At 64.9% G+C, this 24,299-nt stretch carries 22 protein-coding genes and 1 tRNA gene; 8 read left to right on the forward strand and 15 right to left on the reverse strand.

Features of this window, described 5'->3' with window-relative positions; all coding sequences use genetic code 11:
- Nucleotides 1-2: 2 nt before the first annotated feature.
- From APT59_RS13990 to APT59_RS14000, 3 genes are all read left to right on the forward strand, one after another.
- Nucleotides 3-776 carry an NYN domain-containing protein gene (locus tag APT59_RS13990; protein WP_059315415.1) on the forward strand — a complete coding sequence of 258 codons (774 nt, stop codon included), beginning with the start codon at nucleotides 3-5 and terminating at the stop codon, nucleotides 774-776.
- A gap of 154 nt (nucleotides 777-930) precedes the next feature.
- Nucleotides 931-2,172 carry a zinc-dependent alcohol dehydrogenase gene (locus APT59_RS13995; protein ID WP_059315416.1) on the forward strand — a complete coding sequence of 414 codons (1,242 nt, stop codon included), beginning with the start codon at nucleotides 931-933 and terminating at the stop codon, nucleotides 2,170-2,172.
- A gap of 55 nt (nucleotides 2,173-2,227) precedes the next feature.
- The gene (locus APT59_RS14000) at nucleotides 2,228-3,460 is read left to right on the forward strand and encodes a TIGR03862 family flavoprotein (RefSeq protein WP_059315417.1); all 1,233 of its coding nucleotides are present in this window, start codon (nucleotides 2,228-2,230) and stop codon (nucleotides 3,458-3,460) included.
- A gap of 2 nt (nucleotides 3,461-3,462) precedes the next feature.
- Here the strand turns inward: APT59_RS14000 and APT59_RS14005 are convergent, their stop codons facing one another.
- Nucleotides 3,463-5,355 (reverse strand): hypothetical protein, encoded by a 1,893-nt coding sequence (locus APT59_RS14005; protein ID WP_059315418.1) that lies wholly within the window; start codon nucleotides 5,353-5,355, stop codon nucleotides 3,463-3,465.
- Between the two features lie 138 nt (nucleotides 5,356-5,493).
- On the opposite strand from APT59_RS14005, the gene APT59_RS14010 reads away from it, so the two are divergent.
- Complete coding sequence (locus APT59_RS14010; protein WP_059315419.1) at nucleotides 5,494-6,810, forward strand: DEAD/DEAH box helicase; 1,317 nt, start codon at nucleotides 5,494-5,496, stop codon at nucleotides 6,808-6,810.
- Nucleotides 6,811-7,020: 210 nt separating this feature from the next.
- Here APT59_RS14010 and cysS read toward each other — a convergent pair whose 3' ends face one another.
- Together cysS and APT59_RS14020 are read right to left on the reverse strand one after the other, a co-directional pair.
- A complete protein-coding gene (gene cysS / locus APT59_RS14015; RefSeq protein WP_059315420.1) occupies nucleotides 7,021-8,406 on the reverse strand; it encodes a cysteine--tRNA ligase in 1,386 nt (461 codons plus the stop codon).
- A complete protein-coding gene (locus APT59_RS14020) occupies nucleotides 8,406-10,094 on the reverse strand; it encodes a glutamine--tRNA ligase/YqeY domain fusion protein (protein WP_059315421.1) in 1,689 nt (562 codons plus the stop codon). The genes cysS and APT59_RS14020 overlap by 1 nt, the downstream gene beginning before the upstream one ends.
- Nucleotides 10,095-10,240: 146 nt before the next feature.
- On the opposite strand from APT59_RS14020, the gene APT59_RS14025 reads away from it, so the two are divergent.
- The 3 genes from APT59_RS14025 (at nucleotide 10,241) to APT59_RS14035 (ending at nucleotide 12,456) form a co-directional block, all read left to right on the forward strand.
- Nucleotides 10,241-10,735 (forward strand): peptidylprolyl isomerase, encoded by a 495-nt coding sequence (locus APT59_RS14025; RefSeq protein ID WP_059315422.1) that lies wholly within the window; start codon nucleotides 10,241-10,243, stop codon nucleotides 10,733-10,735.
- Nucleotides 10,732-11,460 carry a UDP-2,3-diacylglucosamine diphosphatase gene (gene lpxH / locus APT59_RS14030; protein ID WP_059315423.1) on the forward strand — a complete coding sequence of 243 codons (729 nt, stop codon included), beginning with the start codon at nucleotides 10,732-10,734 and terminating at the stop codon, nucleotides 11,458-11,460. The genes APT59_RS14025 and lpxH overlap by 4 nt, the downstream gene beginning before the upstream one ends.
- A 183-nt stretch (nucleotides 11,461-11,643) precedes the next feature.
- Nucleotides 11,644-12,456, forward strand: coding sequence for an HDOD domain-containing protein (locus tag APT59_RS14035; RefSeq protein WP_059315424.1), 813 nt, complete (start codon nucleotides 11,644-11,646; stop codon nucleotides 12,454-12,456).
- 73 nt (nucleotides 12,457-12,529) lie between these two features.
- Here APT59_RS14035 and APT59_RS14040 read toward each other — a convergent pair.
- The 12 genes from APT59_RS14040 to aroC form a co-directional block, all read right to left on the reverse strand.
- Nucleotides 12,530-12,619: transfer RNA gene (locus APT59_RS14040), tRNA-Ser, on the reverse strand.
- Between the two features lie 902 nt (nucleotides 12,620-13,521).
- Nucleotides 13,522-14,322, reverse strand: a complete 801-nt coding sequence (locus tag APT59_RS14045; protein WP_059315425.1) for a transglutaminase family protein — start codon at nucleotides 14,320-14,322, stop codon at nucleotides 13,522-13,524.
- Nucleotides 14,319-15,272 (reverse strand): alpha-E domain-containing protein, encoded by a 954-nt coding sequence (locus tag APT59_RS14050; protein ID WP_059315426.1) that lies wholly within the window; start codon nucleotides 15,270-15,272, stop codon nucleotides 14,319-14,321. Before APT59_RS14050 ends, APT59_RS14045 begins: the two co-directional genes overlap by 4 nt.
- 62 nt (nucleotides 15,273-15,334) lie before the next feature.
- Complete coding sequence (locus APT59_RS14055) at nucleotides 15,335-16,744, reverse strand: circularly permuted type 2 ATP-grasp protein (protein ID WP_059315427.1); 1,410 nt, start codon at nucleotides 16,742-16,744, stop codon at nucleotides 15,335-15,337.
- Nucleotides 16,745-17,001: 257 nt separating this feature from the next.
- A complete protein-coding gene (locus APT59_RS14060; RefSeq protein WP_059315428.1) occupies nucleotides 17,002-17,343 on the reverse strand; it encodes a ribonuclease E inhibitor RraB in 342 nt (113 codons plus the stop codon).
- Between the two features lie 102 nt (nucleotides 17,344-17,445).
- Nucleotides 17,446-18,297 (reverse strand): polyamine aminopropyltransferase, encoded by an 852-nt coding sequence (speE, locus tag APT59_RS14065; protein ID WP_059315429.1) that lies wholly within the window; start codon nucleotides 18,295-18,297, stop codon nucleotides 17,446-17,448.
- Between the two features lie 96 nt (nucleotides 18,298-18,393).
- Nucleotides 18,394-18,606, reverse strand: coding sequence for a PLD nuclease N-terminal domain-containing protein (locus APT59_RS14070; protein ID WP_420480519.1), 213 nt, complete (start codon nucleotides 18,604-18,606; stop codon nucleotides 18,394-18,396).
- A gap of 105 nt (nucleotides 18,607-18,711) precedes the next feature.
- Nucleotides 18,712-19,398, reverse strand: coding sequence for an acireductone synthase (gene mtnC / locus APT59_RS14075; RefSeq protein WP_059315431.1), 687 nt, complete (start codon nucleotides 19,396-19,398; stop codon nucleotides 18,712-18,714).
- Nucleotides 19,395-19,946: a 1,2-dihydroxy-3-keto-5-methylthiopentene dioxygenase gene (locus APT59_RS14080; protein WP_059315432.1), complete on the reverse strand. Its 552-nt coding sequence runs from the start codon at nucleotides 19,944-19,946 to the stop codon at nucleotides 19,395-19,397. The genes mtnC and APT59_RS14080 overlap by 4 nt, the downstream gene beginning before the upstream one ends.
- Nucleotides 19,943-20,557: a methylthioribulose 1-phosphate dehydratase gene (locus APT59_RS14085; protein ID WP_059315433.1), complete on the reverse strand. Its 615-nt coding sequence runs from the start codon at nucleotides 20,555-20,557 to the stop codon at nucleotides 19,943-19,945. The genes APT59_RS14080 and APT59_RS14085 overlap by 4 nt, the downstream gene beginning before the upstream one ends.
- A 196-nt stretch (nucleotides 20,558-20,753) precedes the next feature.
- Nucleotides 20,754-21,917, reverse strand: a complete 1,164-nt coding sequence (locus APT59_RS14090) for an MFS transporter (RefSeq protein ID WP_059315434.1) — start codon at nucleotides 21,915-21,917, stop codon at nucleotides 20,754-20,756.
- A 157-nt stretch (nucleotides 21,918-22,074) separates the two neighbouring features.
- A complete protein-coding gene (gene aroC / locus APT59_RS14095; protein ID WP_059315435.1) occupies nucleotides 22,075-23,166 on the reverse strand; it encodes a chorismate synthase in 1,092 nt (363 codons plus the stop codon).
- Between the two features lie 133 nt (nucleotides 23,167-23,299).
- Here aroC and APT59_RS14100 point away from each other — a divergent pair, with 133 nt between their 5' ends.
- Nucleotides 23,300-24,268, forward strand: a complete 969-nt coding sequence (locus APT59_RS14100) for an alpha/beta hydrolase (RefSeq protein ID WP_059315436.1) — start codon at nucleotides 23,300-23,302, stop codon at nucleotides 24,266-24,268.
- The last annotated feature ends 31 nt before the right edge of the window (nucleotides 24,269-24,299 follow it).

Here is a 24,299-nt window from a genome sequence, read left to right on the forward strand (position 1 = left end):
TCATGAGCAAGACCGCCAAGACATCCGAATCCAGCCAGGCACGCCTGGCCGTGCTGATCGACGCTGACAACGCACCCGCCGCCATCGTCGACGGGCTCATGGCCGAGATCGCCCGCTTCGGCGTGGCCAGCGTCAAGCGCATCTATGGCGACTGGACCCAGCCGCAACTGAACAGCTGGAAGAAGGTGCTGCTCGACCATTCCATCCAGCCGGTGCAGCAATTCGGCTACACCAAGGGCAAGAACGCTACCGACAGCGCCCTGATCATCGACGCCATGGACTTGCTCTACACCCGGCGCTTCGATGGTTTCTGCCTGGTCTCCAGCGACAGCGACTTCACCCGCCTGGCCGCGCGACTGCGCGAGGAAGGGCTGACGGTCTATGGCTTCGGCGAGGAGAAGACGCCGGATCCCTTCGTCTCGGCGTGCGACAGATTCATCTACACCGAAATCCTCAGGTCCAAGCCACGCGAGGAAAATCGCGAGACGACGCCTGCCGACAAGCCCGCCAGCAGCAACCGCGGCAAGCCCAAGTTGAGCGCCATCCTCAAGCTCATCGAACAGGCGGTGGAAGATGCCTCCGACGAAGGCGGCTGGGCGAATTTGGGGCTGGTCGGTACCAACCTGGGCAAGGTGCGTCCGGACTTCGATGCCCGCCTCTATGGGCATCGCAAGTTCAGCGGCCTGGTAAAGGCCCATGGCGATCGATTCGAGGTTCAGGAACGGGATCCCGCCGATGGCAGCGCCGGCAAGGCCGTCTACATCCGCAACCGCTGACGCCGTCCCGCTTGCCCGGCTCTGGACCGGGCAATGGCAGCGAAAGCCGGTGATCGGTCGCCATCAAGGTGCCATACCATCGGTCTGACGTTGCGGAACCGCTCGGCTGGCGGCGGCCTCCACCTCTAGGTAAACGCTACCAACGGAGACCGCCATGCGAGCCTTGACCTACCACGGTGCCCACGATGTCCGTGTCGATACCGTACCTGATCCGACCATCCAGGATGCCGACGACATCGTCCTGCGGGTAACCGCCACGGCCATCTGCGGCTCGGACCTGCACCTGTATCGCGGCAAGATTCCCACGGTCGAGCATGGCGATATCTTCGGCCACGAGTTCATGGGCGTCGTCGAGGAAACCGGGCCGGCCGTCACCGCGGTCCAGAAGGGCGACCGGGTGGTGATTCCCTTCGTCATCGCCTGCGGCAGCTGCTTCTTCTGCAACCAGGATCTCTACGCGGCCTGCGAGACCACCAATACCGGACGCGGCGCCATTCTCAACAAGAAGCAGATCCCGCCGGGCGCGGCGCTGTTCGGCTTCAGCCATCTCTACGGTGGCGTACCGGGTGGCCAGGCCGAATACGTGCGCGTACCCAAGGCCAATACCGGCCCCTTCAAGGTGCCCGGCACCCTCGCTGACGAAAAGGTGCTGTTCCTTTCCGATATCCTGCCCACCGCCTGGCAGGCCGTGCTCAACACCGGCATTGGCCAGGGTTCGAGCATCGCCATCTATGGCGCCGGACCGGTCGGCCTGCTGTCGGCCGCCTGCGCGCGGATGCTGGGTGCCGACCGTATCTTCATGGTCGACCACCACCCCTACCGCCTGGCCTATGCCCAGCAGACCTATGGCGTGATCCCGATCAATTTCGACGAGGACGACGATCCGGCGGCCACCATCATCGAGCAGACCCCCGGCAAGCGGGGCGTGGACGGAGTCGTGGATGCCGTGGGCTTCGAGGCCAAGGGCAGCACCACCGAGACCATTCTCGCCAACCTCAAGCTGGAAGGCAGCAGTGGTAAGGCCCTGCGCCAGTGCATCGCGGCCGTACGACGCGGTGGCACCGTAAGTGTCCCCGGGGTCTATGCCGGCTTCATCCATGGCTTTCTGTTCGGCGACGCCTTCGACAAGGGCCTGACCTTCAAGATGGGTCAGACCCACGTCCAGCGCTATCTGCCGGAATTGCTGGAACATATCGAGCGCGGCGATCTCGCCCCCGAGGCGATCATCACCCACCGGATGTCCCTGGAGCAGGCGGTCGAAGGCTACAAGATCTTCGACAAGAAGCAGGAAGACTGTCGCAAGGTGATCCTCACGCCCGGCCGGACCGAGCCACTGGTGCCCGAGCGCCTGGAGGAGCCCTTGGCAGCGCCACTGGGCCAAGCCGGCGTGGTCTAAGAGACTAGCACCTCGCGTACAATGGCGGCCTTTCCGTAGTCTCCTGGATGCCGCCATGCCGCTCTCCCCTTCCACCCCTGCCGTCGCTGTCATCGGGGGTGGCCCCGCCGGTCTGATGGCGGCCGAGACCCTGGCCGCAGCCGGCATGCCTGTCGACCTCTTCGATGCCATGCCCTCCGTCGGCCGCAAGTTCCTGCTGGCAGGCGTGGGCGGTATGAACATCACCCATGCTGAAGAGCAGGCAGCGTTCCGTCAGCGATACCGTGAGCGCAAAAGCCAGGTAGGCGTCTGGCTCGATACCTTCGACAGCGACGCCTTGCGCGCCTGGATCCATGAGCTGGGCATCGAGACCTTCGTCGGCACCTCGGGGCGGGTGTTTCCCGCCGACATGAAGGCCGCGCCCCTGCTGCGCGCCTGGCTACATCGCCTGCGTGACCAAGGGGTGCGGATCCATACCCGCAGCCGTTGGCTCGGCTGGGACACCGAAGGCCGGCTACGCCTCGCCACTCCAGAAGGTGAACGGCTGTTGCAACCACAAGCCTGCGTCTTGGCGCTGGGCGGCGGCAGTTGGCCACGCCTGGGCTCGGATGGCGCCTGGCAAACCCTGCTGGCCTCGCGCGGCATCGAATTGCGCCTACTGGAACCGGCCAACTGCGGTTTCGAGGTAAAGGGCTGGAGCGATTTTCTCAAGACCCGCCATGCCGGCGCGCCGATCAAGCCCGCCGCCCTGGCCTTGCCCGGCCAGCCAGCGCGCCAGGGCGAATTCGTCCTGACCGATGCCGGGATCGAAGGCAGCCTGGTCTACGCGCTAGCTGCCGAGATCCGTACGGCCATCGACCGCGACGGCCAGGCGACCCTGAGCCTGGATCTGGCACCCCAGCGCAACCTGGCCGAACTGGACCGGGCCCTTTGCAGACCCCGTGGCAGCCAGTCCCTTGCCAACCATCTGCGGCGCCATGCCGGAATCGACGGCGCCCGAGCCGCCCTGCTTCGCGAGCTGGCTCCGGCCGAGGCCTTCCAGGACATGACCCGGCTGGCCCAGGCCTGCAAGGCCGTGCCCCTCACCGTGGTCCGACCGCGCCCCCTGGCGGAAGCCATCAGCAGCGCTGGCGGCGTGCCCCTGGAGGCGCTGGACGACGGCCTGATGCTACGGCAATTGCCGGGGGTCTTCTGTGCCGGCGAGATGCTTGATTGGGAAGCTCCCACGGGCGGCTATCTGCTCACCGCCTGCTTCGCCAGTGGTCGGGCAGCGGGCCAGGGCGTGTTGCGCTGGCTGGCCGGCCGCTAGCGTCAGGCCGGGCGCTCGACGAACTCGGTGGCTGGGGAGCCATTGGCATTGTGCTGGCGGATCACCGCCGGGCGCCCTTCCTCATCCAGTAGCACCTGGCCGATACCGGCCCCGTTCCACAGGCGCTCGCCAGCCTCGCGGCGGTCCGGCAGACGCGGCTGCAACTCCCAGCGCCGTCGCTTGGTGAAGCCGTTGAGGGGCGACCAGGGCGCATAGAGCCAGCGATTGAGCCTGTCCAGGGTCGCCAGCAGACGCGGCGGAAACTCGTTCTTGATACCGCTGCTGGTGATCTGCCACAGCCGTGGCTCGCCGCGCCTGTCGCGAATACGGATGTCGTAGGCGAAGGAATAGTGGACATCGCCCGAGAGCACCACATAGTTGCCCGGGGTACGGCGATGGCGAAAGATATTGAGCATGGTCTTGGCGGCACCGGGGTGGGCCATCCAGTTCTCGGCATCCACCATCAGCGGCTGGCCGAACCAGGTGAAGATCCGCTGCACCGCCTCGATCAGCTTGACGCCGAACATGGGCGCGGCCGAGACGATCACCGCCGAGGGATGATCCAGCAGCTCCTGCTGCAGTTCGCACAGGGCTTCCCAATCCATCAGCCCCGAGGGGTGCCCCAGACGCCGCTCGCTGCGCCAGCGGCGGGTACGGGTGTCCAGCACGATCAGTGGCGGTTCGGTCTTGAGCACATAGTGCCAGCCCTGGAAACGCAAGAGGTCGTCGATGCAGGCATTCTGCGTCTGGCAATCCAGCCAGCCGTCTTCGGCGGCCGTGGCCAGTAGCCGATCGGCCGCCGCCAGGGGTTTGGCCACCGACTCGGGCGCGTTGCCCCAGGCTTGGCAGAGGAGATAGGCCAGCAGGGCATTGCCGATGATCCGGCGGGAGAACGGATGACCATAGGCGGTCTCCTCCCAGCGCGCCGATAGATTCCAGTCGTCGGTGACATCGTGATCATCGAAGATCATCAAGGTCGGCACTCCGGCCAGGGCCCGCGCCGCCTGGGGCAGCGTCGCGACGAAAGCCCTTATGCACTCCGATTCGGCCGCGTACCGCTCGCGGTCCTTGTCGTCGAGCACGGGTGGCACGACCTCGATCAGGGTCCAGGGCGTCGGCGACCAGCTGAGCAGGTACAGCGCCAGCACCTCGCTCAGGGTCACCAGATGATTGTGGGCATTGGTGGAGGTGAAGATCGGCTTTTCCACCCCACCGAAGAAGCGCTCGCGCAGCGCCCGATTGGACTTGAAGGCCGGCAGCAGGTCTTCGCGGTGATAGAGGTTGGCGGCATGGGCCATCAGCGCATCGCTGTCTGCCACCACGGCGCCTTCGAGACATTCGCCATAAAGGCCGAGGCGCCGGATCAGCGCCTGTACGGCCAGCAGCATGGGGCCGGCCACGTCGTCGGCATAGACCTGGTCACCGGTGAGCAACAGCGCCGCCGGCCGCTCCTCGGGCGTCGCACAGTCCTGCAGCAGGCGATCGACCGCGACCAAGCCATCGGCCGAGGAGTGATGGGGCTTGCGACAGGATCCGTGGAGCAGATGATCGAAGCGGGCGCGCAGGACCAGGCGTGGCAGGTCGCCGTTGGCCGAAAGCAGATGCGGCGCCCAGTCGCGGATCCCGCCCGCGCTTAATTGCAGGTCGTATTGGATGAAGGTATCCAGCGGCAGCTCGATCTCGGGCCTGACGTCCAGCAACTGCAGATAGGCCTGCTCACCCAGGCGCAGGCACTGAACCTCGCTCTGTATCCCCCACTCGGCTTCACCCTGCCAAAGCCGCGGCACAGGTGTCTCGGTGGTGGTGGTCACCAGCCAGAGCAGCAACCGGGACGACTCGACCCGGCGCAACAGCGGACCGGCCAGTACCGGGGGCAAGGCAGAGGTATCGCTCATGGGCTCTCCTGTGGACGCAGAACTGACCACTATGCCGCGTCCGGATTCAGCCCGCAGCCGCCGCCTGGCTACAAAGTTTGAGCCCGCATCACAGTCGGCCTAGAATTCGCTCCCTTTTCGTCGCCATCCGGGCCTGTCATGACCTTTGCCGACCTCGGCCTCATCGATCCGCTGCTGCAGGCGCTCGCCGCCCTGGAGCACAGCTCCCCCACTCCCATCCAGCGCCAGGCCATCCCGGCGGTGCTGGCCGGACGCGATCTGCTGGCCGCGGCCCAGACCGGTACCGGCAAGACCGGCGCCTTCGGGCTGCCGCTCTTGCAGCGACTGGTGCAGGAAGGTCCGGCGGTGACGCCCAACCATATCCGTGCGCTGATCCTCACACCTACCCGCGAACTGGCCGAGCAGGTCCATGCCAGCCTGCATGACTATGCCCGGCACCTGCCGCTGCGCACCGCGGTGGCCTATGGTGGCGTGAGCATCAATCCGCAGATGATGAAACTGCGCAAGGGTGTCGATGTACTGGTGGCGACCCCGGGTCGCCTGCTCGACCTGTTCAGCCAGAACGCCGTGCGCTTCGATCAGGTGCAGCTGCTGGTGCTGGATGAAGCCGATCGCATGCTCGACCTCGGCTTTTCCCGCCAACTGGGCGAGCTGTTCGTCATGCTGCCGCGCAAGCGCCAGACCCTGCTGTTCTCGGCGACCTTCTCCGACGCCGTGCGCCAATTGGCCGCTCCGGTACTGCGCGATCCCCAGACCATCGACGTCAGCCCGCGCAACACGGCTGCCGTGACCGTCAAGCAGTGGGTCGTGCCGGTGGACAAGAAGCGCAAGACCGAACTCTTCCTGCACCTCTATCGCAGCGGTCCTCGCCAGCAGGTGCTGGTGTTCGCCAAGACGCGCAAGGGCGTGGAACAACTGGTGGAGGTGCTGCAGGCCGAAGGCCTGGCGGCGGAGTCCATCCATGGTGACAAGCCCCAGCCGGCGCGGCTGCGCGCCCTCGCCCGCTTCAAGGCTGGCGAGGCGGATATCCTGGTCGCCACCGACGTGGCCGCCCGCGGCCTGGACATCCAGGACCTACCCCTGGTGGTCAACCTGGACCTGCCCATCGTCGCCGAGGATTACGTGCATCGCATTGGCCGGACCGGCCGCGCGGGCAACCAGGGCCAGGCGGTTTCGCTGGTCTGCGCCGATGAAGTGGACCAACTGGCGGCCATCGAGACCCTCATCGGCCAGGTCCTGCCGCGCCGCGACGAACCGGACTTCATCCCCGATCACCGTGTTCCGGAAACCCGGCCCAACGGGCTGGTGGTGAAAAAGCCCAAGAAGCCGAAAAAGCCCAAGGTCGGCGCACCGGTGTCCGACAAGCCGCTGGGGCGCTGGGTGGAAGATGGCAAGCCCAAGGTCAAGTCGGTGCGTAAGTCACCCGGCTTCGGCAAGGCGCGCAAGAAGCCCTGAGGATTGGGGTGGCGGACAAGGCTGCGCCGTTGTCCACCCTATGGGATTGGCGGTGGAGCGGCGGTAGAGGGTGATCGCGGCCATGGGCCGCTCCTACAAGAGAATCCGTACCGATAGCCTGGAAAACCGCGCAGCGTTTTCCAGGGATGGGATCGAAGTGTCTTGCACCGGGTGAAGGAGGCGAAGCCGTCATTCACCCGGCCCTGCCCCCTACTCCGCCAGGCGCCAGGTGGTGCCGCCCTTGCCGTCTTCCAGCACCACGCCCAGGGCGGTGAGCTGGTCGCGAATGCGGTCGGATTCCGCCCAGTTCTTTTCGGCACGCGCGCTCAGGCGCGCCTGGATCAGTGCCTCGACCTCGGCCGCATCCACCCGGCCCGCCGCATCGGCGCGCAGGAAGGCTTCCGGCTCCAGCTGCAGCACACCCAGCACATCAGCCAGCTCGCGCAGACGCCCGGCCAGACCGGCCGCGGCGGCGGGATCGCTCTCGCGCAGGCGATTGATCTCACGCGCCAGTTCGAACAGCACGCCGCAGGCACCGGCGGTGTTGAAGTCGTCGTCCATGCACTGGGCGAAGCGCTCGGCGTAGCTTTCGCCGCCTTGCGCCGGAGCCTGGGGCAAACCCTTGAGCGAGTGGTAGAAGCGCTCCAGGGCGCCCTTGGCTTCGCGCAGGTTGTCTTCCGAGTAGTTGATCGGGCTGCGGTAGTGGCTGGCGATCAGCAGGTAGCGCACCACTTCCGGGTGATACTTCTCCAGCACCTCGCGCAGGGTGAAGAAGTTGCCCAGGGACTTGGACATCTTCTCGCCATTGATGGTGATCATCCCGCAGTGCAGCCAGGCGTTGGCGTAGGGCTTGCCAGTGGCCGCCTCGCTCTGGGCGATCTCGTTCTCGTGGTGCGGGAATTCCAGGTCGTTGCCGCCACCGTGGATGTCGAAGGTGTCGCCCAGGCAGCAGGTGGACATCACCGAGCACTCGATGTGCCAGCCCGGACGCCCGGCGCCCCAGGGCGACGGCCAGCTCGGCTCACCCGGCTTGGCAGCCTTCCACAGGACGAAGTCCAGGGGATCTTCCTTGGCCTCGCCCGGCTCGATGCGGGCGCCGATGCGCAGGTCCTCGACGCGCCGCCGCGACAGCTTGCCGTAGCCGGCGAAGCGGTTGACCCGGTAGTAGACGTCGCCATTGCCCGGGGCATAGGCGTAGCCCTTGTCGATCAGGGTCTGGATCATGGCGTGCATGCCATCGATGTGATCGGTGGCGCGCGGCTCCTGGTCCGGCTTCTTGATATTCAGCCGTGCCTCGTCCTCGTGCATCGCCTCGATCATCCGCGCCACCAGGTCGGTGAAGGGCTCACCGTTGGCGTTGGCGCGGTTGATGATCTTGTCGTCGATGTCGGTGATGTTGCGCACGTAGGTCAGGTCGTAGCCGCTATGGCGCAGCCAGCGGGTGATGACGTCGAAGGCCACCATGCTGCGACCATGACCCAGGTGGCAGTAGTCGTAGACGGTCATGCCGCAGACGTACATGCGCACTTGCCCCGGCACCAACGGCGTGAAGGCTTCCTTGGTCTTGGTCAGGGTGTTGTAGAGGTGCAGCGCCATCATTGCCCCCAGGAATCGCGCAGGGTCACGGTGCGGTTGAATACCGGCTTGCCCGGCGCCGAATCCTTCAGATCGACGCAGAAGTAGCCTTCGCGCTCGAACTGGAAGCGGTCTTCCGGCTGGGCCTGGGCCAGCGACGGCTCGGCACGGCAGCCCTTGAGCACCACCAGGGAATCAGGATTGATGTTGTCGAGGAAGCTGCCGCCCTCTTCGCTCTTCTCCGGCTGCGCCGAACGGAACAGGCGATCGTAGAGGCGCACCTCGCACTCCACGCTGCCCTCGGTCGGCACCCAGTGGATCACGCCCTTGACCTTGCGCCCTTCCGGGTTCTTGCCCAGGGTGTCCGGATCGTAGCTGCAACGCAGCTCGACCACGTTGCCGTCGGCATCCTTGATGGCCTCGTCGGCGCGGATCACGTAGCTGCCGCGCAGGCGCACCTCGCCACCCGGCTCCAGGCGCTTGTAGCCCTTGGGCGGATTCTCTTCGTAGTCACCCTGGTCGATGTACAGCTCGCGGGCAAAGGGCAGCTGACGCAGCCCCAGATCCTGCTTGGGATGCCGCGCCAGCTCCAGGTTTTCCACCTGGCCCTCGGGGTAGTTGGTGATCACCACCTTGAGCGGCTTGAGCACGCACATGGCACGCGGCGCGTTCTGGTCCAGGTCCTCGCGAATGGCGAATTCCAGCATGGCCACGTCGACCACGCCATTGGAGCGGGTCACGCCGATCATCTCGCAGAAGTTGCGGATGGCGGCCGGGGTGTAGCCACGACGGCGATAGCCCGACAGGGTCGACATGCGCGGATCGTCCCAACCCTGCACATGGGCCTCGTCCACCAGTTGCTTGAGCTTGCGCTTGCTGGTGACGGTGTAGTTCAGGTTGAGGCGGGCGAATTCGTACTGGCGCGGCTGGGCCGGCACCGGCAGCTTGGCCAGGAACCACTCGTACAGCGGACGATGGTCCTCGAACTCCAGGGTGCAGATGGAGTGGGTCACGCCTTCCAGGGCATCGGACTGACCATGGGTGAAGTCATAGCTCGGGTAGATGCACCAGGCGTCACCGGTCTGGTGGTGATGGGCGTGGCGGATGCGATAGAGGATGGGATCGCGCAGGTTCATGTTGGGCGAGGCCATGTCGATCTTGGCGCGCAGCACCTTTTCGCCGTCCTTGAACTCGCCGGCCTTCATGCGGGCGAAGAGGTCCAGGTTCTCGGCCACCGAGCGGTCGCGGAAAGGACTGTTGCGACCCGGCTCGGTGAGGCTGCCGCGGTATTCGCGAGCCTGCTCGGGAGTCAGGTCGCAGACATAGGCCAGGCCCTGCTCGATCAGGTTCACCGCCCAGGCATAGAGCTGGTCGAAATAGGCGGAGGCGTAGCGCACCTCGCCGGCCCAGTCGAAGCCCAGCCAGTGCACGTCGCTCTTGATGGCGTCGATGTATTCCTGGTCTTCCTTGGCCGGGTTGGTGTCGTCGAAGCGCAGATGGCAGTCGCCGCCGAATTCCCTGGCCAGACCGAAGTTCACGCAGATCGACTTGGCGTGGCCGATGTGCAGGTAGCCATTGGGCTCGGGGGGAAAGCGGGTGACGATCTTGGCCTGCTTGCCGGCGTCCAGGTCAGCCTGGACGATCTGCCGCAGGAAATGCGCGGGGGCGGCTTTGGCGGCGGTGGACGAGTCGGAAGTCGGCTTGCTCATGGGATCCTTAACTGGGCAGGCGCACGGCCAGGGTAGGCCGAGCAAAGGTAAACCCGTATCATAGCCCAACCCGTCAAGTCCCGGCGAAACCCTTGAGGCCCTCGCCGGGTCTGGATGCTGTCCCCCTTAGCTACGGATTCGCTGCCATGATCAAGCTGCACACCAACCACGGCGTCATCACCCTGGAACTGTTCGAGGACAAGGCGCCCGAAACCGCGGCCAACTTCAAGGAATACGTCAAGAGCGGTCACTACGACGGCACCATCTTCCACCGTGTGATCAGCAACTTCATGGTCCAGGGCGGTGGTTTCGAGCCGGGCATGAAGCAGAAGCCGACCCGCGCCCCGATCAAGAACGAGGCCAACAACGGCGTTTCCAACGAGATCGGCACCGTCGCCATGGCTCGTACCATGGATCCGCATTCCGCCTCGGCGCAGTTCTTCATCAACGTGTCCGACAACACCTTCCTCAACCACACCGCACCCACCAGCCAGGGCTGGGGCTATGCAGTGTTCGGCAAGGTCGTCGAGGGCATGGACGTGGTCAACGCCATCAAGGCCGTCGCCACCACCAGCAAGGCCGGTCACCAGGACGTGCCGAGCGAAGACGTGATCATCGAGAAGGCCGAGATCGTCGAGTGATTTTACTGGTCTCAGACCTGCATCTCGAACCGCAACGCCCGGACCTGGTCCGGGCGTTTTTGCATTTCCTCCAGAACCGCGCCCGCGGTGTCGAGGCGCTGTACATCCTTGGGGATCTGTTCGAGGCCTGGATCGGCGATGACGCCATGGGCCCCTTCGAGCAGGAGATCGCCACCGCCCTGCGTCAGCTGGCGGACAGCGGTACGGCCATCTATCTGATGCATGGCAATCGCGATTTCCTCATTGGCAAGGCGTTCTGCCGCCAGGCAGGCTGCCAGCTGCTGCCGGATCGCCATATCGCTGACTTCCAGGGTCGCCGGGTGCTGCTGATGCATGGCGATACCCTCTGCACCCGTGACGAGGGCTACCAGAAGCTGCGCCGCATCCTGCGCAACCCCCTCACCCTCTTCGTGCTGCGCCACCTGCCCCTGGCCAGCCGCCAGAAGCTGGCGCGCAAGCTGCGCAACGAGAGTCGCCAGCAGACCCGCGCCAAGGCCATGGACATCACAGATGTCACCGAGGCCGAGGTCGAGCGAGAGATGCGCGCTGCCCAGGTGACGACGCTGATCCACGGCCATACCCACAGACCCGCTCGCCATGAGCTGCTGCTCAATGGCCAGCCGGCCGAGCGCATCGTGCTGGGGGACTGGGACCGCCGAGGCTGGGTGCTGGAAGCCAGCGAAGCGGGCCTGACCCAGGTCGATTTCGCTCTCGACGAACGGTAATGGCGCGGCCAGGCATGCCTGGCTTTCTTGCAGCAATTACCTGATCAGTAAAGCAATTTTGCTTGGCTACCCGGTCGTGGCCACTCCGGCTGCGACCGATCGTCACAGGACCGCTACAGAAATCCGCGCAGGCGACCGATGACGAGGGTGTAAGGAGATGTAACCCTTTTCGCGGAGACGCCCATGCAACTCGATACCCTCTTTGCCCAGCTGCACAACCTGCCCAACGTCCCCGAAGTGGCGCAGGTCCTGATCCAGCAGTTCGACGACCCCAACACCAGCATCGAAACCCTGTCGCGCACCGTGGCGCGTGACCCGGTCATTGCCGCCAAGGTACTGCGCCTGGCCAACTCGGCGCGTTTCCGTGGCGCCCGCGAATCTACCAGTATCGAAGACGCTGCCCTGCGCCTGGGCTTCAACACCCTGCGCACCCTGGTGCTGGCCTCGGCCTTCGCCAGCGGCTTCAAGGCCGCGCCTGGCTTCGACCTGCAGGCCTTCTGGTACAACAGTTTTCTGGTCGCAAGCCTGTGCAAGCCACTGGCCAAGCAGGCCGGCCTGGACCAGGAAACCGCCTTCACCTGCGGCATGCTGCATGACATCGGCGAATTGCTGATTCAGAGCGGCGCGCCCGAACTGGCACCGAGCCTGGCCGGTCGCGCGACCGCCAGCAGCCACCGCGCCGCCGACGAGACTCTGCAACTGGGCTTCGGCTATCCGGAAGTCGGTGCGGAACTGGCCCGCCGCTGGCAGCTGCCCCAGGTACTGCGCGACGCCATCGCCTTCCAGGCGCGTCCGCTGCAGGCGCCCGAGGGCAAGGGCTATGCACTGATCGTGGCCCAGGCAGTGGCCGTGGCCGAGGTCCTTCAAGAGAACGCCGGTGACAGCAAGGTGCAGGACCTGGGCGGCCCGCTGTTCGCCAGCATCGACCTGGAACAGCTCACCGCCGTACTGCCAAGCGCCCGGGATACCGCGGCAAGCTTCAGTCAGGCCGCCTGAATTCCTGGCGCCTGGCCGAATCGCAGGCAAGAAAAAACCCCTGGAGCTTGGCTCTCAGGGGTTCTCTCAGATCTGGCGGTGAGGGAGGGATTCGAACCCTCGATAAGATTTCTCCTATACACACTTTCCAGGCGTGCTCCTTCAACCGCTCGGACACCTCACCAGATTTACTCGGCATCTGCATCTGCATCACCGAGGCGCGCAACTATAGGCAAAGACGATTTCAATGGCAAGCTTTTTCTTCAATCTATTCATGCATTTGCACGACGCACTGGCGCGAGGGGGTCGTAAGCACCGTTCACAGGATGACCGGCCGGTCGCTGTTGCTAGTCCGCCCGCCTGTCAGGCGTCCGACCAATGGTAGCGTCGTAACCAATTCACTAATTGCCTGAAAGCAAAGGAGAAATATTGCAAGACGACACTTTTGATAACCAGTTGGTCGTTACCTGCCACAAAACTGAAATTTATGTTCTATAGCTACTGGATAGTGCTTAAGTCCGCGGGAATCAGTAGCTACATGCCGCTGTTGCGCAAGCGCTACGCGCTGAAGACGTAAAGGCTCTAAACAGCTAACAATAAAGGCCCCGAGTCATGTTCAAGAATCCCGTCCCCAAGTGGCGTCAGGCGAGCTTCGTATTTATCGTTACCACCGTGGTGTTGGTCATACCCAACCTCTCGCGGTTCTTTGGCTGATCTCCCAGGATCACCGTTCGCGGGTGCGTCCTTTCGCCCAGCCCTTGCATGAGGCTTGGACGCCGGGTTCATTGCATCCCCAAAGCGCCGGCTGCTGACCTGCATCCGAATGAATCGTGGCCGGACCATCGGTACCAGCGGCAGCCCTAACGGCACGTCGCTGCGGATGACGGTATCGAAGGAAGGCCGCGCGCCGCGCACGCCATCGCTAGCAGGCAATCGAGCATTGGCTTGCCTTACCTGTTCACACCGATCTGGCGAGCAGACCTATCGTGGACGACACCTGTGCCATTGCCGTAAGGCTGCTCTATGGCAGCGCAACAGACGAAGGTGGACCCTGGCCGCCTCCGCGTCTGTTGCAGGCACCTTTGATCATTGCTGTTGCTGCACCTGCTGCAGCGGCTCGACCAGCACCCTGGCTTCCATCTGCTCTACCCCACCACCCCGGCGCATGCCCCGTACCGGACAGGCATCGAGGTAGTCCAGGCCTATGGCCAGGCGCAGGTGGCGCTCAGGCCGGATCAGGCGATTGGTGACGTCATAGCTGTACCAGGCACCTTCATGCCAGGCTTCGGCCCAGGCATGGCTGGAGAGGTGTGCGCTGTCGTCGGTGCATAGATAGCCGGACACGTAGCGCGCCGGAATGCCCAGACTGCGGGCGCAGGCCAGGAAGGCATGGGCATGGTCCTGGCAGACGCCAGCGCCCTTGGCGAAAGCCTGGGCGGCGTTGCCGTCAACCTCGGTGGAACCGGGTAGATAGGTCATGCGCTCGTGTAGCCTCTCCATGAGCTGGATCAGCGTGGCGCGATCCCGGCGACCGTCGCAGATGTCACGGGCGAAGGCCGTCAGGGCCTCGTCGGCGTCCGTCAGGCGGGTCTGACGCAGGAAGGGAAAGGGTGAGGCCTGGCAGGGCTCGGATTCGAAGCCCTCGTCGATTTCCACCTGACCACTGGCGGTGATGGTGATGGCGTCATGCGGGGTGTCCAGGGTCAGGACATGCAGGATGTTGCCGAAGGGATCGCGCTGTGCCCGCGCCGGGCGCGGCAACGACAGTTCCCAGCCGAGGATTCGCTGACGCGCGTCATCCTGGGGCGTGAGCCGCAGGTACTGGATGCTGGCGCGAACCTGGTCGGCGTAGCGATACAGCGTTTCGTGATGGATCGCGAGCCTCATACGGCCTCCAGATAAGCGGTGTTGATGGCGCTGGCGAGCTGGCGGACATGGACGATGAAGCCGCCGATCCAGGCATGCAGCCCTTCGTCCAGCACCTCGTCGATGCTGGTATAGCGCAGCCGCGCCTCCAGGCCGGCGGCCAGGCGCTTGGCCTCGCGGCCGTTCTCGCCGGGCAGGCTGGCCAGCACCCGGTGCAGTTCGATCACGCAGGCCAGCAGCGAGCGTGGCAGGTCTTCCTGCAACAACAGCAACTCGGCACCGTTGCGCACATTGAGGGCATCGCGATAGAGCTCGGTGTAGGCCTCGAAGGCGCTCAGGGCGCGCAAGAGCGCACTCCACTGATAGAAGCCGCGGGCGGAGGCGTCGCTGATGGCTTCGGCCTCCTCCTCGCCCAGTACCTGGTAGCGGGCGTCGAGCATGCGCAGAGTGTTGTCGGCGCGCTCGACGAAGGTGCCCAGGCGGATGAAACGATAGGCGTCGTTTCTCATGATGGTGCCGACGGTGGCCCCACGGAACAGGTGGGATCTCTCCTTGACCCATTCGCAGAAGCGGCTGATGCCGAAACGGATCAGGCCGGTGACGGCGATCTCGCGCATCTCCAGCCACGTGGCGTTGACGTTCTCCCACATGTCGGCGGTGATGCGTCCACGCACCGCGTGGGCATTGCTGCGCGCGGCCTGCAGGCAGCAATAGATGCTGCCGGGATTGCGCTCGTCCAGGGCGAAGAAGTGCAGCAGGCGCTCGGGGTGCAGGGCCCCGTGCTTTTCCCGGTAGTCATCCAGGGTGCCGGTGATGAGCAGCGGCATGGCCAGTTCATCCAGGCCTCCGCCCTGCCCGCTCTGCGGCATCATCGACAGCGAATAGCTCACGTCCAGCATCCGCGCGAGATTCTCGGCGCGCTCAAGGTTGCGGGACATCCAGTACAGATCGGCAGCGGTACGACTCAACATGGTGGGGTCGCCTTTCAAAGGTCCTTGCGGGGCCGCCGTGGCGGCCACTGTTCTGTGGCGATCTAGTCCTGGACCACCCAGGTGTCCTTGGTGCCGCCGCCTTGGGAGGAATTCACCACCAGCGAGCCTTCCCGCAGCGCGACCCGGGTCAGGCCGCCGGGCACCAGACGCGTCTTGCGCCCGGACAGCACGAAGGGCCGCAGGTCGATGTGCCGCGGCGCGATGCCGCTTTCGACGAAGGTCGGACAGGTGGACAGCGACAGGGTCGGTTGGGCGATGTAGGCGCTGGGATTGGCCTTGAGCCGCGCGCGAAAGGCTTCGATCTCCATGCTGCTGGCGGTGGGGCCGACCAGCATGCCGTAGCCGCCGGAGCCATGGACTTCCTTGACGACCAGCTCGGGCAGATTGGCCAGCACATGGGACAGCTCGTCCGGCTTGCGGCACTGCCAGGTGGGCACGTTGTAGAGGATGGGTTCCTCACTGAGATAGAAGCGGATCATCTCCGGCACATAGGGATAGATCGACTTGTCGTCAGCGACCCCGGTGCCGATGGCATTGGCCAGGATGACGTTACCGGCGCGATAGGCGGCCAGCAGGCCCGGCACGCCGAGCATGGAGTCCGGATTGAAGGCCAGGGGATCGAGGAAGGCATCGTCGAGACGTCGGTAGATGACATCGACCTTTCGGAAGCCCGACGTGGTACGCATGAACACCTGTTCGTCGCGCACCAGCAAGTCGGCCCCCTCCACCAGTTCCACGCCCATCTCACGAGCCAGGAAGGCATGTTCGAAGTAGGCGCTGTTGAAACGGCCTGGTGTGAGGACCACCACCGTGGGGTTATTGACCGGGGTGGAGCTGCGCAAGGTATCGAGCAGGATGTTCGGATAGTGGTCGATGGGCGCGATGCGCTCCAGGGTGAACAGCTCGGGAAACAACCGCATCATCATCTTGCGGTTCTCGAGCATGTAGGACACCCCGCTCGGAGTGCGCAGGTTGTCTTCCAGCACGTAGTAGGCACCATCGCCGTCGCGGACCAGATCGACACCGGCGATATGGGCATAGATGCCGTTGGGCAAATCCAGCCCCTGCATGGCCAGCTGGTACTGGTCGTTGGCCAGCACCTGCTCGGCCGGAATGACCCCTGCCTTGATGATGCGCTGGTCATGATAGAGGTCATGGAGAAACATGTTCAGCGCCTGGACCCGCTGAATGCAGCCGCGCTCGATGATCTGCCACTCGCTGGCAGGAATCGCCCGCGGCAGGGCGTCGAAGGGAATCAGACGTTCCGTGCCCTGCTCGTCGCCATAAAGGGTGAAGGTGATACCCGCGCGATGGAACAGCAAGTCGGCTTCGCGGCGGCGCTGGGCCAGGAGTTCAGGGGGTGTTTCCTTCAGCCACTGGGCATAGCGACCATAGTGCGGTCGGCATTGCGCCTGGACGTCATACATCTCGTTATACAGTTGGCGGCTCATGCCGATCTCCTTGTCACCCACGGTGCAGCGTCGCAAGCCGCGTGCCACCGTAAGGGCCCTCAAGATCAGGCCCTCGCGTAGCTGCGAGGCGCGCGGTGCACCAAAGCCAGGCACGTAAGCGTGCGCATGCACCGCAACGTTTCCGTCATGAGCCTAAGACGGTGCGCCAAGCGGAAAGTGCGATGATTGAGGGGCGCGACGGTTACCGGAGATGAGACGGGCATCCCGTCCGGGATGCCGCCTCGCAACGCGTGGGATCAGGCAGGGCTGCGGTTGACTTCCTGGGTGACGCCCCAGCCATCAAGCTGCCCGCCGAGGGGTACCACCACGGCCTCGAGATCGCTTTCGAAATCATCGATGGTGGCGTGGGTGGCGAACATCACCTTGCTGACCTGCAGGTGCCAACCGCCCTCTTCGTGGGGCACCACCTGGGCGTTGAGGGACTCGCCGTGAAATTGGTCCGCAGCGATGCGGGCCTTGCCTTCATCGGCGAAGATGGCGAAGAAGTCGATGGGATGAAAGCGGGCGAAATCGAAGCCGCCCTCTTTCATCCGCTGCAGCAGGTTCAAGCTCACATCATCGGCAAACGACAAGGACATAGGACTTCCCTCCTCTGGTTCGGATGATCGTCTCGCTGGCCATCGCTACCGACGCCAGCGAGTCGCGGCTGAGAACTCGAACGGTGCCGCGACCGCCAGGGCTTACGCCTTGCCGATGGCCTCCAGCACGTATCGAGGTAGAGCAAAGGCAGCGGCATGCAGCTCCGGGGTGTAATAACGGGTCTGGATGCCTGTATCACTGTAGCGTTGCGCCAGGGTTTCGGCACTCTGCCGACGCAAGGTCGGGTCCTTGCTACCCCAGGCCAGGGTCATGACGCCCCCTATGTAGGTAGGCACCGCCGACAGATAAAAGTGCCAATCGGCGAACAGCCCGGACAGGCGGCTGGCGGTGGTCTTGACCTCGTCCAGCTGCAGGAACGGGGTACCGTTCTGCGCGACCATCACACCGTTGTCGTTCAGGCAGCGGTGGCAGGCCTCATAGAAATTCTCGGAAAAGAGCACCTCGGCCGGGCCGATGGGGTCGGTGGAATCGGAGATGATGACGTCGTAGCGCTCGGTGGTGTTGGCGACGAAATTCATGCCGTCGTCGATCACCAGATTCAGGCGCGGATCGTCGAAGGCGCCCGCCGAATGACCGGGGAAGTATTCCTTGCACATCTCCACCACCGAGCCGTCGATCTCGACCATGGTGATGTGCTCGACGCCCTGATGCTTGGCCACTTCACGCAGGATGCCGCCGTCACCACCGCCGATGATGAGCACCCGCCGCGGGGCCGGATGGGCAAGCAGGGGCACCTGGGTCAGCATCTCGTGATAGATGAATTCATCGGCCTCGGTGGTCTGGATGACGCCATCCAGGGCCATGACCTTGCCCAGCACCGCGTTCTCGAAGATCACCAGATGCTGATGCTCGGTCCGCACCTCGTGGAGCAGGCGTTCGACGGTGAACCGCTGACCGTAGCCGTCGTAGAGGGTTTCCAGGTAGTCGCTCATGTCGATCTCCGCAGGTAGCTGGCCGAGACAGACAATGCCCGACCAAAAGCCGGGCATTGTAAGAGCTGGATGTGACAGGCTCCAGCGTTGCGCTGACTAGCCTTTATGGGTAGGCGCGGTGGCCGATCGATTGCCGCGCGGACCGGCGGCGGCCCAGGCGATCAGGCCGATCACCGGCAGTACGATGATGAGCACCGTCCAAACGATCTTGGCGTTGCTGGTGCTATCACTGCGGATCACATTGACGATTGCCCAGATGTCGAGCAGGAAGACGATGAAGCCCAGTACACCGCCGATGGTGGAATTGATCATGTCGCGACTCCCGTTGCGAGGACAAAGGTCTCGTCAATTGGGACTGGCGATGAGGGCGTGGAGTTCGGCCGGCTCGCTTGGCAGCGGCGCCAGCCGTGGGCCTCAACCGAAAGCGGTGAGATCGATGTCGGCGAAGGACGTAACGCAAGGATGATCGCCCAGCTGGCCGCCGGCACGCACCAGGCCACAGGTGGGCAGACCGGCCTGCCGCGCGGCATCCAGCTCTTCCACCACGTCGGATAGGAACAGCAGTTCCGCCGGCACGTGGGTGGTAGCCGAGGCAATGCGCGCATAGGACTCGGCCTCGCGCTTGCCGCCGGTCAGGGTATCGAAATACCCGGAAAACAGCGGAGTGAGATCACCATGCTCGGAGCAGCCGAAGATCAGCTTCTGCGCCTGCACCGAGCCCGAGGAATAGACATACAGTGGAATACCGGCAGCGTGCCACTGGCGCAGGGCCTGGACGGCGTCGGGATAGACATGCCCCTGGAGCGTGCCAGCGCGATAGCCCTCCTCCCACACCTGCCCCTGCAGCGCCTTGAGCGGCGTGGCCTTGCGGTCGCTGGCGAGCCACTCCAGCAGGATGGCGATCACTCGCTCCACATCGGCATCCAGCTCGCCGGCTTCGGCGCGCACGGCGTCGAGCTGTTCGGCTACTGCCGGCTCCCCGGCATGAGCACGGACATGGGCCGGCAGATGCTCGCGGGCATAGGGAAAGAGCACGTCGAAGACGAAGCTGACGGCGCTGGTGGTGCCTTCGATATCGGTCAGAATGCCCTTGATGGTCACGCCTCGACCTCCAGGCGCGGGAAGCGCTGGGCGATGTCCACACCGGTGAAGTGGGCGACCCAGCCGTCGGGATTGTCGAACAGGCGGATGGCGACGAAGGACGGCGACTCGCTCATGTCGAACCAGTGCGGCGTGCCGGCCGGCACCGAGATGAGGTCATCCTTCTCGCAGAGTACGGCATAGACCTGGTCGTCGATGTGCAGGGTGAAGAGGCCCTGACCGGCGACGAAGAAGCGCACCTCGTCCTCGTTGTGCCGGTGCTCTTCGAGGAACTTGGCACGCAATGCCTCCTTCTGCGGGTGCTCCGGGCTCATGCTGATGACGTCGACGGTCTGGTAGCCGCGCTCCTGGATCAGGCGGTCGATCTCCGGCCGGTAGGCGGCGATCACCTCCTCCTGGCTGGCACCGGGCGCCACCGGTGCGCTGGCCTGCCAGCGCTCGAAACGCACCCCGACCTCGGCCAGGGTGGCGGCGATGTGTTCGCCATCGCTGATCACCTTCAGCGGCTGGCGGGGTTCGGCATCATGGTAGACGGTCAGTCGGCTCATGGGCGCAGGCTCCGGGTCTTGAGTTCGCATTCGAAGAGGAATTCGAAGGCTTCCACGTGGCGCAAGGCATCGGCCATGCGCGGGCCCCAAGTATAGAGGCCGTGTCCGCGGATCAGGTACCCCACGCAGTCGGGGTGCACGTCCAGCCAGGTCTGCACCTGGTCGGCCAGGCGCGGGATGTCCTGGTCGTTATCGAACACCGGGATCTCCACCCTGACGTCATGGGTGGTGACGCCGTGCAGGGCTTTTTGCAGCTCATAGCCATCCAGCAGCAGACGATCGCCTTGGAGCTGGCGCGAGAGCACCGTCGAGTTCACCGAATGGGTATGCAGCACCGCGCCGATCTCCGGCTGCCAGCGGTAGAGCTGGGTATGCAGCGCCGTCTCCGCGGAAGGCTTCTTGTCCTCCAGCGGGGTACCGTCGAGATCCGTGGCGAGGATGTCGTCCAGCTCAAGTTGACCCTTGTGCTTGCCGGAGACGGTCAGCAGCAAGCGGCTGTCGGACAGCCGTACCGAGTAGTTGCTACTGGTGGCCGGCGACCAGCCGCGGCCATAGAGGAAGCGACCGGCGTCGATGATTTCCTGGGCCAGTTGCTCACGCTGCTGGATCATGGAGGGTTCTCCTAGGTTCTGTACGAAAAGTCGCCGAGCGACGGTCAGGCGAGGCGCAACGACCAACGGGAGTAACAGCCAACGGCTGGCCCAGAGGGTGAGCGCCAGCGAATCAAAACGCTGAGGAAGCGGAGTTTACGAGAGGTAAATGAGCATTGCGACCGGGCTGGCGATCCAGGTGTTTTTCAACGAAGCATCACCGAGCGCAGGCACTTTTCGTACTGGACCTAACGGACAAGAGGATGAGGAAGGCCCCTGCCAATGCCGCCAAGGAGGCACCGGCAAAGGCGGCAAGGGCGCCGGATACCTGCCAGGCATAGCCAGCATACAGCGCGCCCAGCGCACCGCCAGCCCCGGAAAGTGCCGCGTAGAGCGATTGGGCCTGGCCCTGGCGGCGGCGGTCGAAATGGGATTGGACGAACTGAATGGCGGCGGCGTGAAAGCAGGCGAAGGTGGCCGCATGCAGGAGCTGGGCGAACAATAGCACTGGCAACTGGTCCGCGAGGGCGCCCAGCAGCAGCCAGCGTCCGGCAGCGATCAGGAAGGCGCCGACCAGCAGGGTGGTCAGGGCGATCCGCGCCAGCAGCTGGGGCATGAACAGGAAGATCAGCACCTCGGTGATCACGCCCAGGGACCAGAGCTGGCCAATGACGCCGCGGCCATAGCCAAGGGCTTCCAGGTGCAGGGTGAAGACCGTGTAGTAGGGGCCGTGGGACAGCTGCATCAGCGCCGCGGCAGAGAAGAAGGCCAGTACCCGCGGTTGCCGCAGGGTGGTCAGGAAGGGCTCGGCCGGCGCCTCGGGGCGCTGGCCGGGATCCACCGCCACCCCTGGCACCGCCAGCGAGGCGAGCAGGATGATCGCCATCACTAGCAGCAGATAGGCCGGATAGAGATTCAGGCTGACGTATTCGAAGGCCCAGCCGAGTCCGGCCACCGCGGCGATGAAACCCACCGAGCCCCAGAGGCGGATACGCGCATAGCGCTGGGGCTGGTCACGCAGATGGGCCAGGGTGATGGCTTCGAACTGGGGCAGCACGGCATGCCAGAAGAAGGCATGGCCCGCCATGATCAGCGCCAGCCAGGCGAACCCCTGGCCCAGGTAGATGCCGGAGAAACACAGCAGGGTGCAGGCGGCGCCCAGGCGGACGATGCTCAACCGGCGCCCGGTACGATCGGCCAGCCAGCCCCAGAGATTAGGCGCCAGCACCCGCATCAGCATGGGAATGGCCACCAATTGGCCGATGGCGGTGCCGGAAAAGCCCAGGTGGTGGAAGTACAGCCCCAGGTAGGGCGCCGTGGCACCCAGCAAGGCGAAGTAGGCAAAGTAGAAGCCTGACAGTCGCCAATAGGGAACCGGCATCGTCTGCCCGGTGCCTGGCGCGCGTTCAGGATCTCGCGAGCTAGAGGCAAACAAGGCGAAAATGCCTGAGGAAGCGGAGTTTACAAAAGGTAAATGAGCATTCCGAAGGCATTTTCAACGCCGTTTGGCCGACGCGCAGCTGATCATGAACAGGTGCTCAGAGCTGGGGCAGGACGGGTGTGGAGACCCGCACCTCGGCGTTCTGCGCGCGATGGCGCAGGAGGTGATCCATCAACACCAGGGCCATCATGGCTTCGGCGATCGGAGTGGCGCGGATGCCCACACAGGGATCGTGGCGACCCTTGGTGATGAGTTCGACCGGATTGCCGTGGACGTCGATGGAGCGTCCTGAAGTGGTGATACTGGAGGTGGGCTTGAGCGCCAGATGGGCAACGATGGGCTGGCCGGATGAGATGCCGCCCAGCACGCCACCGGCGTTGTTGGACAGGAAGCCTTCCGGGGTCAGCTCGTCACGGTGCTCGGTACCGCGTTGGGCGACGCTGGCGAAGCCGGCGCCGATTTCCACGCCCTTGACCGCGTTGACGCTCATCAGCGCATAGGCCAGTTCGGCGTCGAGGCGGTCGAAGATGGGCTCGCCCAGACCGGGTGGCACGCCGTCGGCGACCACGGTGATGCGCGCACCCACCGAGTCCTGGTCGCGGCGCAGCTGATCCATGTAGGCCTCCAGCTCCGGCACCTTGGCGGGGTCGGGGCTGAAGAAAGCGTTCTCTTCCACGCTATCCCAGGTCTTGAAAGGGATCTCGATCGGACCCAGCTGGCTCATGTAGCCGCGCACCCGGATGCCCTGGGTCGCCAGGTACTTCTTGGCGATGGCACCGGCCGCCACACGCATGGCGGTTTCCCGCGCCGAGCTGCGACCGCCGCCGCGGTAGTCGCGCAGGCCATATTTATGGTGGTAGGCGTAATCGGCGTGGGCTGGGCGGAACAGGTCCTTGATCGCCGAGTAGTCCTTGGACTTCTGGTCGGTGTTGCGGATCAGCAGACCAATCGGCGTGCCGGTAGTGACCCCTTCGAAGACCCCGGACAGGATCTCCACCTCGTCCGCTTCCTGGCGCTGGGTGGTGTGGCGGCTGGTGCCGGGCTTGCGCCGATCCAGGTCGCGCTGCAGGTCGGCGATGTCCAGGGGCAGTCCGGGTGGGCAACCGTCGACGATGGCGACCAGCGCCGGGCCATGGCTTTCGCCGGCGGTGGTGACGGTAAACAGCGTGCCGAGGGTATTGCCGGACATGCGAGGGCTCCGCGCTACGGGTGAAAGGTATAGATTCAAAATGGGAATGGGCGATTTTACACGCGCCGTGGTCTTTTACACGGATTGTGTGCGGGATAGGCCCCCACACCCCAGCCTCGGTGCCCTCCTCGTCATGCGTCTGCTGTTCTCCCTGCTGCTGTGCCTCGCCCTGCCCGCCCTGGCCAAGGCCGCCGATCCCGTGCTCTTTCGTCCCCTCCAGCTCGACACCGGCAGCGGCGTGCTCAAGGGCAGCCTGATCCTGCCCCGCAGCGAGCGTCCGCAACCGGTGGTGCTCTTCGTTTCCGGCTCGGGCCCCCTCGACCGCAATGGCAACGCCCCCGGCGCCCGCAATGCCGCCCTGCAACGCCTGGCCGAGGCCCTCGGCAAGCGGCGGATCGCCAGCGTGCGCTTCGACAAGCGCGGCGTGGCGGAAAGCCGCAGCGCCGAGCCGGACGAGAGCCATTTGAGCGTAGAGCGCTATGTCGACGATCTGGTCGGCTGGATCCGGCTGCTGCGCGCCGATCCGCGCTTTTCCGAGGTGATCCTGCTCGGTCACAGCGAAGGCGCCCTGATCGCCAGCTTGGCCGCCGACCGGGTGCCGGTCGCGGGCGTGGTGACCCTGGCCGGCAGCGGCCGCCCGATCGACGTGGTGCTGCGCGAGCAGCTGGCGGGCAAGCTGTCGCCCGCGGCCCTGGCCAGCGCCCAGTGGATCATCGACCAGTTGCTGCGTGGCACGCCGGTACCCGAGGTGCCGAAGGAGCTGCTGGTGCTGTTCCGACCCAGCGTCCAGCCCTATCTGATCTCGCTGTTCCGCCAGGATCCGGCCAAGGCCTTTGCCGGCATCCAGGCACCGGCGCTGATCATCCAGGGCACCCACGATGTCCAGGTGGAGGTCGATGACGCCCGGGCGCTGCACCGGGCCAAGCCAGATGCCGAACTGGCGATCATTCCCGGGATGAACCACGTGCTGCGCATCGCCCCTGCGGACTTCCAGGCGCAACTGCCCACCTACGACAATCCCAACCTGCCCCTGGCCCGCGAGTTGATCGAGCGCGTAGCCGCCTTTGTCCAGCGCTCAGGTTCCCCGCACACCGGCCGATAAGCCGTAAAGGCGCCCAGGAGGCGCGCCAGCT

This window comes from Pseudomonas oryzihabitans, from assembly GCF_001518815.1.
Classification (GTDB): Bacteria; Pseudomonadota; Gammaproteobacteria; order Pseudomonadales; family Pseudomonadaceae; genus Chryseomonas; species Chryseomonas oryzihabitans_E.